This window comes from Romboutsia sp. (assembly GCF_051659545.1).
In the GTDB taxonomy this organism is placed as follows: Bacteria; Bacillota; Clostridia; order Peptostreptococcales; family Peptostreptococcaceae; genus JBOFOR01.
In genome coordinates this window covers 1-12,909 of sequence record NZ_JBOFOR010000187.1, presented here as the reverse complement: position 1 = coordinate 12,909, position 12,909 = coordinate 1, and the positions used below count along the sequence as shown (strand labels likewise).

Annotated in this window: 11 protein-coding genes and 2 other annotated features; of the genes, 10 read left to right on the top strand and 1 reads right to left on the bottom strand. The window is 30.1% G+C overall.

Features of this window, described 5'->3' with window-relative positions; translation table 11 throughout:
• Nucleotides 1-172: 172 nt before the first annotated feature.
• The 8 genes from ACRC03_RS10310 (at nt 173) to ACRC03_RS10275 (ending at nt 9,779) form a co-directional block, all read left to right on the top strand.
• Complete coding sequence (locus ACRC03_RS10310) at nt 173-1,258, top strand: HlyD family efflux transporter periplasmic adaptor subunit (RefSeq protein ID WP_438652481.1); 1,086 nt, start codon at nt 173-175, stop codon at nt 1,256-1,258.
• A gap of 10 nt (nt 1,259-1,268) precedes the next feature.
• Entirely contained in the window at nt 1,269-1,973 is a 705-nt protein-coding gene (locus tag ACRC03_RS10305; protein WP_438652480.1) for a YggS family pyridoxal phosphate-dependent enzyme, read from the top strand.
• Between the two features lie 28 nt (nt 1,974-2,001).
• On the top strand, nt 2,002-2,475 hold the full coding sequence (locus ACRC03_RS10300) for a cell division protein SepF (RefSeq protein WP_438652479.1): 474 nt from the start codon (nt 2,002-2,004) through the stop codon (nt 2,473-2,475).
• A gap of 29 nt (nt 2,476-2,504) precedes the next feature.
• Nucleotides 2,505-2,765, top strand: a complete 261-nt coding sequence (locus ACRC03_RS10295; protein ID WP_438652478.1) for a YggT family protein — start codon at nt 2,505-2,507, stop codon at nt 2,763-2,765.
• A gap of 12 nt (nt 2,766-2,777) precedes the next feature.
• Nucleotides 2,778-3,563, top strand: coding sequence for an RNA-binding protein (locus ACRC03_RS10290; protein WP_438652477.1), 786 nt, complete (start codon nt 2,778-2,780; stop codon nt 3,561-3,563).
• A 13-nt stretch (nt 3,564-3,576) separates the two neighbouring features.
• Nucleotides 3,577-4,110 (top strand): DivIVA domain-containing protein, encoded by a 534-nt coding sequence (locus tag ACRC03_RS10285; protein WP_438652476.1) that lies wholly within the window; start codon nt 3,577-3,579, stop codon nt 4,108-4,110.
• Between the two features lie 73 nt (nt 4,111-4,183).
• Nucleotides 4,184-4,412: a binding site (T-box leader), on the top strand.
• Nucleotides 4,413-4,521: 109 nt separating this feature from the next.
• A complete protein-coding gene (ileS, locus tag ACRC03_RS10280; RefSeq protein WP_438652475.1) occupies nt 4,522-7,629 on the top strand; it encodes an isoleucine--tRNA ligase in 3,108 nt (1,035 codons plus the stop codon).
• Nucleotides 7,630-8,066: 437 nt separating this feature from the next.
• Nucleotides 8,067-9,779 (top strand): AbgT family transporter, encoded by a 1,713-nt coding sequence (locus tag ACRC03_RS10275; RefSeq protein WP_438652474.1) that lies wholly within the window; start codon nt 8,067-8,069, stop codon nt 9,777-9,779.
• 73 nt (nt 9,780-9,852) lie between these two features.
• Here the strand turns inward: ACRC03_RS10275 and ACRC03_RS10270 are convergent, their stop codons facing one another.
• On the bottom strand, nt 9,853-10,428 hold the full coding sequence (locus tag ACRC03_RS10270) for a TetR/AcrR family transcriptional regulator (RefSeq protein WP_438652473.1): 576 nt from the start codon (nt 10,426-10,428) through the stop codon (nt 9,853-9,855).
• 327 nt (nt 10,429-10,755) lie between these two features.
• Nucleotides 10,756-10,978 (top strand) — a binding site (T-box leader).
• A gap of 41 nt (nt 10,979-11,019) precedes the next feature.
• On the opposite strand from ACRC03_RS10270, the gene ACRC03_RS10265 reads away from it, so the two are divergent.
• Both ACRC03_RS10265 and trpS read left to right on the top strand, forming a co-directional pair.
• The gene (locus ACRC03_RS10265) at nt 11,020-11,718 is read left to right on the top strand and encodes a 5'-methylthioadenosine/adenosylhomocysteine nucleosidase (protein ID WP_438652472.1); all 699 of its coding nucleotides are present in this window, start codon (nt 11,020-11,022) and stop codon (nt 11,716-11,718) included.
• An 11-nt stretch (nt 11,719-11,729) separates the two neighbouring features.
• Entirely contained in the window at nt 11,730-12,734 is a 1,005-nt protein-coding gene (gene trpS / locus ACRC03_RS10260) for a tryptophan--tRNA ligase (RefSeq protein ID WP_438652471.1), read from the top strand.
• Nucleotides 12,735-12,909 lie beyond the last annotated feature (175 nt).

Below are 12,909 nucleotides of genomic sequence, written 5' to 3'. Positions count from 1 at the left end.
TCGTTTAAATAAATTTTATTAAAATAACAATTCTAAAAACTACATCAATGTATAGTATAAAAAACATTGCAAAAAGTATTACCTATTTTAAAGTTAATAAAAGGAGATTAATATAATTTGAAGAAATATTATAATTGATACAATTTTGTAAAAGGCTAGGGGGAAATTAATTTTGAAAAGGGTAAAATACTCAAATTTTTTAATATTAGGAGTTTTTATTTATATAATATTTCAACTAATATTAATGTTAATTAGTAAAAGTACAAGTACTCTAGTTTTAGAAAAAGAAAATATAGAAGAAAAAATTACAACTAAAGGATTATTTGTAAGGGAAGAATATTTAATAAAGTCAGATGTAAGTGGGACTTTAGTTTTAGATATAAAAAATGGAGAAAAAGTAAAACAGGGACAAATTATAGGTAAAGTTTATAAGGATGAAGATGGGGAAAATACAAATAAGAAACAAATAGAAGCATTAGCTACTGAAATTAAAGGCTTAGAAAAACAAAAGGAGGTTGAAATAAGTTCTATTATTTCAACTCAAATAAAAACAAAACAGGATCAAATTAAATTGTTAAAAAATAAAAATGAAAAAAATACTACCTATGTAAATGCACTTAGCTCAGGCATAGTTTGTTATAAATATGATGGAAATGAAGAACTATATAATTTAGAAAGATTAAACTCCTTAAATGAAGAAGATATAAAAAATGCAAGTAATTATTATAAAAATGTAATAGACAATGAAAGAAATATTAAAAAAAATCAAATAGTTGCAAGGATTGTAAATAACAATGAATCATACGTAGCTATTTGTGTTAACCATAAAGAAGCAAATAAATTTGACGTAAATAAAAATATAAAGATAAGACTTAATCAAAATGAAGTAGAAACCGTGGTGAAGAATGTATATCAAAATAAAGATTATGATGTAGTTATATTAAAAATAACTAACCAAAATGTAGAAATTTACGATACAAGAGTTAAAGAATTTGATATAATATATACACAAGCAGAAGGTTTGAAGATACCTAAAAGTTGTGTAAAAGAAATAGACAATAAGCAAGGTGTATACGTAGTAAATCAGCAAACTAAAAAAATAGAATTTGTAGAATTAAAAAGTATACAGTACGAAAACAAAGACTACATATTTATAGATGACTATAAAAATGACATAGAAGGAATAAAAACTGTTAGAGTAAATGATGAATTAATATTAAAACCTAACAGTATAAATACAAACATTAGAATAAAGTAGGTGAAGATATATGGAAATTATTAAACAAAATTTAAATCATATAAGATTAAACATTAAAGATGTTGCAACTAAAGCTAATCGAAATGAAAATGATATTATGTTGTTAGCTGTTACTAAAACCGTAGACATAGAAGAAATACTCGAAGCAATGGAAAATGGAATTACAGATGTAGGTGAAAATAAACCTCAAGAATTAGCAAGAAAGTATGAAATTATAGGGGATAGAGTTAATTGGCATTTAATAGGTAGTTTGCAAACTAACAAAGTTAAATATATAATAGACAAGGTTCATATGATACACTCTTTAGACAGAGAAGCTTTGTGTGAAGAAATTCAAAAGCGAGCAGAGAGTATAAATAAAGTAATAAATTGCTTAGTACAGGTTAATATTTCTAAGGAAGAAAGTAAACAGGGAATAGAAGAAGCAAATGCTATAGATTTTATTAGAAATGTTTCTAAGGAATATCCGAATATAAGTATTAAGGGATTAATGACTATGGCACCTTTTACAGATGACAAAGAAGAAGTAAGAGATGTATTTAAAGGTCTTAAAAAATTATCAATGGATATAGACTGTTTAAGTATAAAAAATATCTCTATGGACTACCTATCAATGGGAATGAGCAACGACTATGAAATAGCAATAGAAGAAGGTTCTAATATTGTTAGAATAGGAACTTCAATTTTTGGAGAACGAAATTACCATAACAAGTAATGAATAAATATTAAGGAGGAAGCTAATAATGGGAGATGGAATATTTTCTAAGATAAAAGGAATAAAAGAGTGGATTACAGAAGAAGAAATTGATGAAACTTACGTGGATGAGGAAGAAGAAGAAGACATAGAAGAAACTGATGAGTTTGATAATCAATATGCATCTATAGGTAGCTCAAAAACTGCAAAAATAGTTAACTTACATACATCTAGCCAGATGAAAGTAGTAATAGTAGAACCGAAAAAATACGATGAAGTAACTACTATAGCGGACCATCTTAAGCAAAAGAGAGCAGTAATAGTTAATCTAGAAGGATTAAATGACCAAGCTACTCGTAACTCTATATTCCAATTTATGAATGGAGCGGTATATGTATTAGATGGAGATATTCAAAAAGTGTCAAAGGCTATATTTATATTAGCGCCAAATAATGTAAATATAGATGCAACTATAAAAAAAGAGTTAGAAAGTAAAACGCTTTTCCCTTGGCAAAATAAATAAAATAAATTAATAAATAAAGGGGGAACAACATGTATATAATAGGAACAGCTTTAAAAATTCTATTTAATATATTATCTTGGGCTATAGTTATAAAAAGTTTATTAACATGGTTTCCAAGTGGTGGAGGCCAATTATATAACGTACTAGCTTCAATAACAGAGCCAATAGAAGCGCCCATAAGAAACATAATGAGAAGATATACAAATGGTCCAATGGACTTTACTCCATTAGTGGCAATATTAGTGCTTATGCTATTAGAGAGAGTAGCAGTTATGATTGCATATATGTAAAGGTGATATTAAATGGACAAACATACATTGACTAATCATATAAAAGATATAGAATTGAAAAATAAAATGTTTAGGGTTATAGATAACGTTAATAGCTGTAGTAAAAATTATGACGTTAAACAGACTGATTTTTTTAACCCTTATGAAATAAAAAATGCTGTAGCAATATTAAATTCAAATAGTGATATAAAATACACTGTAGATGGTGGTTACAACAAATGTGAAAGAAGTACAATCTTTATTTACCCATATTATATGGAATATGAGGATATAGAAAATAATCTTAGATTTATACAGATAGAAGGAAACTTTAAATTTAAAAGTATATCCCATAAAGATTATCTAGGTGCACTTATGAATCTTGGTATAAAAAGAGAAAAAATAGGAGATATAATTATACATGAGAACTTTTGTCAGGCTATAGTTAGCAATGATATATGTGACTTTATAATTATGAACCTAAATAAAGTATCAAGAAATAATGTATCTGTAGTTGAAATTTCAAGAAAAGATATTATTGAAAATGCTCCTAACTACAAAGATGTATCTTTCACAGTAGCATCAGATAGACTAGATTGTATTATAAGTGGATTATATAATATATCTAGACAAGATAGTGTAAAGTACATAAATGGAGAAAGAGTACACGTAAACTATGAAAAGGTAACTACGACCTCTAAAGAAATAAAAGATAACTCTCTGATTTCTGTTAGAGGTAAAGGTAGAGCTATCATAGTTCAAGTAGGAGAAATTACTAAAAAAGGCAGAATAAAAGTACAAGCCAAGTTAATAGTATAGGAGGGGGTATTTCATGATAACTCCAATAGAAATAGAAAATAAAGAATTTAAAAGAAGTTTAAGGGGATTCAAAGAAGACGAAGTAGATGAATTTCTAGACATTGTCAAGGAAGACTATGAGCAACTGCATAGGGAGAACCTAGAACTAAGAGAAAAAGTAAGATTATATGAAAATCAAATAGGAAAATATGAAAATATAGAAGAAACACTAAAAGCTACACTTATAACAGCTCAAAGTGCGGCAGAAGATACGTGCAGTGCAGCTAATAGAAAAGCAAAAATAATAGTAGAAGAAGCGGACTTAAAGGCTAGGCAAATTATAGAGCAAGCTAATAACCGTGTAATAGATATTAGAAAAGAGTACGATTCATTAGTGAAGGAATTTAAAGTGTTTAGAAATAAGTTTAAATCACTACTAGAAGACGAAATAAGAAGTATTGATGAAATTTTCTATAATGTTGACAATGTAGATCCAAATTACATGAGTGGATTTGAAACTACTATATACAATTTTGAAAAACAAGAAAGTGCTGCTACTTTAGAATAGTTAACATACAAAAATATATTGACTATTCTTAAAACTTGTTATAAAATTTCATAGTATAAGATTAAATATTTTTATAAAAGCAATGATGGAGACAGTAAGCTTTAAATAATTTTACAGAGAGTTGGGTTAGCTGAGAACCAATAAATTTATAAAGTTGAAAATCACTCCTAAGCTGCAGGCTGAACATCTTATGATTATTAAGCTGTGCCGGTTAGTGCCGTTAAACTATAGAGTGCTATATATACAGATTTACATGTATGTATAGAATTAGGGTGGTAACGCGATTAATACTCGTCCCTTCTTATTAGAAGAGGGACGAGTTTTTTTATACCCAAATTTAAGTATTATGTTATAACCAAGCTTAATTTAGACAACAATCTTAATATAAAAAAGTTTAGAAAGGGTGATATTATGGCAAAGTTTAAGCCATTAGTAGATAGTTCTGTAAAGCAAGCAGAAGCGGAAGTTTCTAAGTATTGGAAAGAAATGGATATACTTAAGAAGACTTTAGAAAAAGGTGAGAATGATCCAAGTTTCGTATTCTATGAAGGACCTCCAACAGCAAATGGAAATCCTGGAATACACCATGTAATAGCTAGAACATTAAAGGACTCTGTTTGTAGATACCAAACTATGAATGGATACCAAGTAAAAAGAAAAGCTGGATGGGATACTCATGGATTACCAGTTGAGATACAAGTAGAAAAAGAATTAGGTTTATCAGATAAGCAACAAATAGAAGCTTATGGATTAGATAAATTCAATGAAAAATGTAGAGCGTCTGTTTTCTCTTTTGAAAAGCAATGGAGAGAAATGACAGAAAGAATGGCTTATGAAATAGATTTAGATAATCCATATATAACGTTAGATAATAACTATATAGAATCTGTTTGGTGGATATTAAACAAATTTAATAAAGAAGGATATATATACGAAGGACATAAGATACTTCCATACTGCCCAAGATGTGGTACAGGTCTTGCAACACATGAGGTTGCACAAGGATATAAAGAAATAAAAAATAATACTGTAATAGCTAAGTTTAAGAGAAAAGACGCTAATGAATATTTCTTAGCGTGGACAACTACTCCTTGGACATTACCTTCAAATGTTGCATTAACAGTAGGTCCAGAAATAGATTACTTAAAAGTTAAGCAAAATGATGAAGTATACTATGTATCTAAACCTTTAGCAAACAAAGTATTAGGTGAAGGTTATGAAGTATTAGAAGAAATGAAAGGTAAAGACTTAGAGCATATAGAATATGAACAATTAATGCCATTCGTTGAGACTGATGAAAAAGCATTCTTCATAACTTGTGGTGATTATGTTACTACTGAAGATGGTACAGGTATAGTTCATACTGCACCAGCATTCGGTGAAGACGACTACAATTTAGGTAGAAAATACGGTTTACCAGTATTACAACCAGTTGATGAAGCAGGTAAGTTTACAGCTACTCCTTGGGAAGGTAAATTCGTAATGGAAGAAGGCTTAGATGTTGAAATAATAAAATGGTTACATGGAGAAAATAAATTATTCAGTAAAGAAAAAGTAGCCCATAACTACCCACACTGCTGGAGATGTCAAACTCCACTTGTATACTATGCTAAGCCAAGCTGGTATATAGAAATGACTAAATTAAAGGACCAATTAATAGCTAACAATAAAACTGTTGAGTGGTACCCTGCTTTTGTTGGAGAAGGAAGATTTGGTAACTGGTTAGAAAACTTAAACGACTGGGCTGTATCTAGAAGTAGATACTGGGGAACTCCACTAAACATATGGAGATGTGAATGTGGACATAAAGATTCTGTAGGTTCAAGAGCAGAACTTGCAGAGAAGGCTATAGAAGATGTAAACCCAGAAACTGTAGAATTACACAGACCATACGTTGATAACATACATTTAAAATGTGAGTGTTGTGGTGAACCAATGACAAGAGTAACAGATGTTATAGATTGCTGGTTTGATAGTGGTGCAATGCCATTTGCTCAACATCACTACCCATTTGAAAACAAAGAGAACTTTGAAGAATTATTCCCAGCAGATTATATCTGTGAAGGTATAGATCAAACTAGAGGATGGTTCTACTCATTATTAGCTATATCTACATTTGTTATGGGTAAAGCACCATACAAAAAAGTATTAGTTAACGACCTTGTTTTAGATAAAGAAGGTAAGAAGATGAGTAAGTCTAGAGGAAATACAGTAAATCCATTTGAGTTATTTGACCAATATGGAGCAGATGCACTAAGATGGTACTTATTATACGTATCTCCACCATGGACTCCAACAAGATTTGACGTAGATGGATTAAAAGAAGTTCAAAGTAAGTTCTTAGGAACAATGAAGAATGTATATAACTTCTTCACATTATACGCAAATATGGATGAAGTAAACCCAACTGAGTTCTTTGTAGAATACAAAGATAGACCAGAATTAGATAGATGGATATTATCTAAGTTTAATAACTTAAAGAAAGAAGTTGAAGAAAACTTATCTATATTTGAATTAAATAAAACAGTAAGAATGGTACAAGAATTCATAAATGAAGACTTATCAAACTGGTATATAAGACGTTCAAGAAGAAGATTCTGGGCAACTGAATTAACAGAAGATAAGAAATCAGTTTACAATACAACTTATGAAATATTAACAGAGCTTTGTCAATTAGTAGCTCCATTTGCACCATATATATCTGAAGAAATATATAGAAGCTTGACTGGTGAAGCATCAGTTCATTTAAGCTCGTATCCAAAAGCTAATTTAGAATTAATAGATGGCTCATTAGAAGAAAAAATGGGCTTAGTTAAAAACTTAGTTACTTTAGGTAGAGCATCGAGAGAAGCTACTAGAATAAAAGTACGTCAACCAATACAAAAAGTATTAGTAGATGGTAAGTATGAATCTACAATAGAAGATGTGGTTGGTTTAATAAAAGAGGAACTTAACGTTAAGGAAGTAGTATTTGCTAGAGATTTAGGTGAATACATGAACTTTAGCTTAAAGCCAAACTTTAAAGTATTAGGACCTGTATTAGGTGCTAAGATGAAGTTCTTTGCTGGAGCATTAAATAAATTAGAGCCAAGCGAAGTAGTTCCTAAGTTAGAAAATGGAGAATCTTTAATTGTTGATATAGATGGAGAAGAGTTTGAATTTAATAAGGAGCATGTTTTAATAAACATAGCTGCTAAAGACGGATTCAATGTATCTATGGAAAATAATTTATTTGTTATACTAGACACTACATTAACTGAAGAGTTAATAGAAGAAGGATATGCAAGAGAATTTATATCTAAAATACAACAAATAAGAAAAGCTAGTAACTTTGAAGTATTAGATAATATAACTATAGACTACTGCTCAGATGATGAGATAGCTAAAGCTGTAGCAAACTTTGAAGATTATATCAAGTCTGAAACTTTAGCCTTAGGAATAAACAGAGTTGAAGATGAATCTTTAGAAAAACACAACTTAAATGACCATATGACTGGTATAAAAGTAACAAGAAAATAGTAAATAAACAAAGAGCTACCTTATATAAATAAGGTGGCTCTTTTTGAGTAATGGGTAGAACGGTTGGAGACATGAAGCGTTTCGTCGACACATTGGTCAAGCTAAACGAATTTTTTGTAATTAAATAGAGTCTAATAATTGAATTATTATAAAAAAATAGAAAGTTTAGAAAAAAATATAAAGTTTTAATTAAGGAAATATTTATAAATTATAAAAAATTAACGAAAATCTAAAATAAAAACAAAGGCTTAATACGATTAATGCCTTATAAAATAAAGCAAAAATACAAAAAGACTATATAAAATAAAAGAAAGAAAATGTATTCCTATAAAAACACAGGAATTCATTTAAGATAGTGAAATGATTGTCGAAAAATGATAAAATAGTAAATAGATAACTCTTAGGGGTTAAAATGTATTATATATGAGGAGGACATCATGGATATAAGCATAAAAGATGTAAAGAAAAAATCTAAACTGCAAAGCTTTATGGATGGAATAGAAAAATTTGGTAATAAATTACCGCATCCAGTATTAATGTTCATATACATTGGAATAGCAGTGTTAGTTTTATCAGCAATTTTAGGAACACTTGGCGTAACAGCAAAAGTTGATTTAGGAGGAGCAGCATTAACAGAATTCCCAATAAACAACTTATTAGGTCAAAGCCCAATAGAAGTATTAAAAGTTGGAGCAGGAGGAGCGGTACTTTCTGAGACTTATTCAAATGGTCTTTCTTATTTATTAGCAACTGCAATATCTAACTTTATGGATATGAAAGCTATAGGCTCTATATTAATAATAATGTTAGCTATAGGTCTTATGGAACAAAGTGGATACTTATCAATAGCAATGAAGAGTATAGTTAAAGCTACTCCAATGAAGCTTGTAACACCAGTTGTTATATTCTTAGGAGTAATGTCTAATATGGCTTCAGATGCAGGGTATGTTGTATTAATACCACTTGCAGCATTGATGTACTACACATTAGGTAGACATCCATTTGCAGGTCTTGCTGCAGGTTTTGCTGGGGTTTCTGGTGGATTTAGTGCGAACTTATTCGTTAGTTCAACAGATGCATTATTATTACCATTTACACAAGCAGCAGCTGAAACGGGAGATGCATTAGCAGGAACTTCATTAGCAGGTGGATTATCAGTAACAAGTAACTGGTTCTTTATGATGGCTTCTACAGCTGTAATAATGATATTAGGTACTATAGTTATAGATAAGTTTGTTGAACCAAGACTTGGTAAATATGACAAGAAAGAAGCTACTATAGAACCAGAACATAATGAAACAGAAAAAGAAATAAAAGCATATAAGTTTACTAATAAGATAATGTTACTAGTAATGGGACTTATAGTAATAACTGCTTTACCAATAGATAAAAACAATGTTATACCACTAGTAGGAGATTTATCAACTACTGTACCTTTAGCAAGTATAGGAGCAGAAGGAACATTAGCATTAAGTGAAGTTGGTGGCAGCTTCTTAGATTCTATATTCTTCAAAGGTGACATAATAATGATGATAATGTTCGTAGTGTTCGCAGTAAGTGGACTTGTATACGGATTTAAGTCAGGTAAGTTTGCAAAGGTTGTAGATATAGTACCAGCAATGGTTAAAGCTATGGCAGATATGGCTCCAATATTAGTTATATTATTCTTCGTAGCGCAGTTCTTACAATACTTCAATGATTCACATTTAGGAGTATATATAGCTTCTATAGGTGCAGAAGTAGTTAAGATGATTAACCCAGACAATATGTTTATGTCTATGGTATTAATGGTTGCATTTATATTCTTAACAGCATTTATTAACTTATTCATGGGTGGAGCTTCATCTAAGTGGGGGTTACTTGCACCAGTATTCGTACCAATATTAATGGTTGCAGGATTCTCTCCAGCAGGAGTACAATTAATGTATCGTATAGGTGACTCGGCTACAAATGTAATATCTCCATTAATGAGCTACCTAGGGGTTATAGTAATATTTGGACAAAAATATAAAAAAGACTTTGGTGTTGGTAACTTAATGTCTATGATGATGCCGATATCTATGGCATTCTTAATAGGATGGACTATATTCGCTATAATTTGGGCATTAGCAGGATTCCCAATAGGTCCAGGAGCAACATTCTTTATATAATAAATAATAAAATCATATAATTAACATAAAAAAGGCTGATAAGTAGATTACTACATATCAGTCTTTTTTAACTTTAAAACCAGTTTTTAACTAAGAACGAAGAAATATTTTCAAATGGTATTTTTTCTGTTTTTAATAAGCTTTGGACAACTAGACCGTCAATTATAGATATTAATAAAAAGGATAAAGCATCACTGTTTTCAACACTATCTTCAAGTGAATTTAAAATTTCAGTTTTTAGAGTTTGTCTCCAATCTATGTACTTTACTTTTATTCTTTCTCTCAAAGTGTCATTTCCAGTTATAGCTTCACAGATAAGGTACATATGAACTCTTCCAGTAGATTCTATTGTAGAAATTTTTTGCATGATAAACTTAACTGTGTCATCGTGAGGATTTTCCGTTTTCATATTTTGAACACAATTTAATACAGCCTTATTTACAATATGCAAATGACTATCAGCAATATCACAGATAATATCATCTTTTGAAGAGTAGTGATAATACAAAGTACCTTTACTTATATTTACATCTTTAGCTATATCAGCTAAGCTTGTATTTTTAATACCGTTTTTAGCGATTAATTTAGTAGCGCAAATTAGAATGTTTTGTTTCATGTTATTATTAGTATTATTGCTGTTTTTTTTCATTATATCAACCTTTCTAGGTTCTTTCTTTTATCTTATTTTAACAATTAACTAAATTATAAACATATAAAAATATGTTGTCAATAAATCCATTTATAGAGATTAAGAAGTTACATAATTATGACTTTAATCTCAAAATGAGAAAATATACAATAAAATCACAAATCGGTCATTAGACCGACTAAATAAGATTGAATTAAAAAAGATGAAACAAAAACTAAAATATCAAGTACGAATTATTATTAGAAAAGTGTTTATAATATAACTGTAGTAGATGGTTGACAAATTATAGTATAGGGCATATTATAAAATATATATATAATTAATAATTCAAATCCTATGAAAAGGATTAGTAGCTAAATAAGCTTTTATACAGAGAGTTGAGGGTGCTGAGAGCTTAACATAAAGAATTTAGTGAATGGACCTTGGAGGAATACGGTGAAATACATTGTAGATTAGCCAATATCGTGACTGCACGTTACAGCAGATATAAGTGATATGTATTTCTAATACATATAATTTAGGTGGTACCGCGGAACAATCCGTCCTATTTGTTAGGGCGGATTTTTTAATACTAAAATATAGGAGGTTCTTATGAATAGAATAGGTATAATAGGAGCAATGGACGAAGAAGTAGACATACTTGTTGAATTAATGGATATCAAAGAAAAAATAGAGAAGGCTAGTTTAAAGTTTTACAAAGGAACTATAGAAGGTAAAGATGTAGTTTTAGTAAAATGTGGAATTGGTAAAGTTAATGCAGCTTTATGTACTCAAATATTAGTAAGTGAATTCGAAGTTGATGCTATAGTTAATACAGGTGTTGCTGGAGCATTACATGGCGATTTAGGTGTATACGATATAGTAATATCTACAGACGCAATACAGCATGACTTTGATACAACTGCATTTGGAGATAAGAAAGGTGTAATACCTAGAATGGAAAGCTCTGTATTCGTTGCAGATGACAGCCTTATAAAGGCAGCGTATGAATCATCATCAGAAAATACTAAAACTCACAAGGTAGTTAAAGGAAGAGTAGTATCAGGTGATATATTTATAAGCTCTAAGGAATTAAAAGATGAATTAGTAAAAGAGTTTGATGCATACTGTGGAGAAATGGAAGGAGCAGCTATTGCCCATGTATGTTCTTTAAATAAGGTGCCATTTGTAATAATAAGAGCAATGTCTGACAAAGCTGATGGAAGTGCAGAAATAACATATGATGAGTTTGTAAAAGATGCAGCACACAACTCCAAGGACATTGTGTTAAATATGCTAAAAACTATATAGGGGTGATATAGATGAGTGAAAAGAAAATAATATTCAGTGGTGCTCAACCATCTGGAAAAATGACTCTAGGGAACTACTTAGGGGCTATACAAAACTGGACTAAGCTTCAAGATGAATATGATTGTTTTTACAGTGTAGTTGATTTACACGCTATAACAGTCCCTCAAGAAGCCAAAAATTTAAGAGCAAATACAATGCAATTACTTGCACAATATTTAGCTTGTGGTTTAGAACCCGAAAAAAATACAATATTTATACAATCACACGTAAGTGCTCATACAGAACTTATGTGGATATTAAGTACAATGACTTACATGGGTGAATTAAGTAGAATGACTCAATTTAAAGATAAATCACAAAAAAGTGAAGCTAACTTAAATGCAGGTTTATTTACTTATCCAGTACTTATGGCTGCTGATATACTTTTATATCAAACAGATTTAGTACCTGTAGGAGAAGACCAAAAACAACATTTAGAATTAGCTAGAGATTTAGCATCTAGATTTAATAATAGATACTCACATACATTTAAGGTACCAGAGCCATATATACCAAAAGAAGTTGGAAGAGTAATGAGTTTACAAGAGCCAACTAAGAAAATGAGTAAGTCGGATGAAAATGAAAATGCATTTATATTGTTAGCAGATGATGCAGATACAATAAGAAGGAAAATAAGAAGAAGTGTAACAGACTCTATAGGTGTTATAAACTACAATGATGAGCAACCAGGAATAAAGAACTTACTAGATATCTATTCTCAATTAGGAAATAAGAGTGTAGAAGATATAATAGCTATGTACGAAGGCAAAGGCTATGGAGACTTTAAAGAAGATGTAGCAGAAGTTGTTGTAGAAGCTTTAAGACCAATAAGAGAAAAATATAATGATTTACTAAACAACAAAGATTACTTAGAAAATGTATACGCTATGGGTGCAGACAAAGCTGAAAGACAAGCTAGAAAAACACTAAGAAAAGTATATAAAAAAGTAGGATTAATAGAAAGAAAATTTTTATAAAATTCATAAAAGAAGAGTTAAGCAAATAAGCTTAGCTCTTTTTTTGTACGTTCAGCATGTCTACTGAGCCGATAGGTTGAAAGAAACCTTATCGCCTAACCAACAGGAAGATAACCCGTAAGCAAGGGCGTCACTGGTAACGGTGAGTCTGAAGGAAGCCGAAGGGGGAATATGG

Bases quoted from the DNA above. Each gene is read 5' to 3' on its own strand.
- ACRC03_RS10295 (WP_438652478.1), top strand. From the start codon at position 2,505: ATGTATATAATAGGAACAGCTTTAAAAATTCTATTTAATATATTATCT.
- ACRC03_RS10265 (WP_438652472.1), top strand. From the start codon at position 11,020: ATGAATAGAATAGGTATAATAGGAGCAATGGACGAAGAAGTAGACATA.
- ACRC03_RS10285 (WP_438652476.1), top strand. From the start codon at position 3,577: ATGATAACTCCAATAGAAATAGAAAATAAAGAATTTAAAAGAAGTTTA.
- ACRC03_RS10270 (WP_438652473.1), bottom strand. From the start codon at position 10,428: ATGAAAAAAAACAGCAATAATACTAATAATAACATGAAACAAAACATT.
- ACRC03_RS10275 (WP_438652474.1), top strand. From the start codon at position 8,067: ATGGATATAAGCATAAAAGATGTAAAGAAAAAATCTAAACTGCAAAGC.
- ACRC03_RS10305 (WP_438652480.1), top strand. From the start codon at position 1,269: ATGGAAATTATTAAACAAAATTTAAATCATATAAGATTAAACATTAAA.
- ACRC03_RS10300 (WP_438652479.1), top strand. From the start codon at position 2,002: ATGGGAGATGGAATATTTTCTAAGATAAAAGGAATAAAAGAGTGGATT.
- ileS (WP_438652475.1), top strand. From the start codon at position 4,522: ATGGCAAAGTTTAAGCCATTAGTAGATAGTTCTGTAAAGCAAGCAGAA.
- trpS (WP_438652471.1), top strand. From the start codon at position 11,730: ATGAGTGAAAAGAAAATAATATTCAGTGGTGCTCAACCATCTGGAAAA.
- ACRC03_RS10290 (WP_438652477.1), top strand. From the start codon at position 2,778: ATGGACAAACATACATTGACTAATCATATAAAAGATATAGAATTGAAA.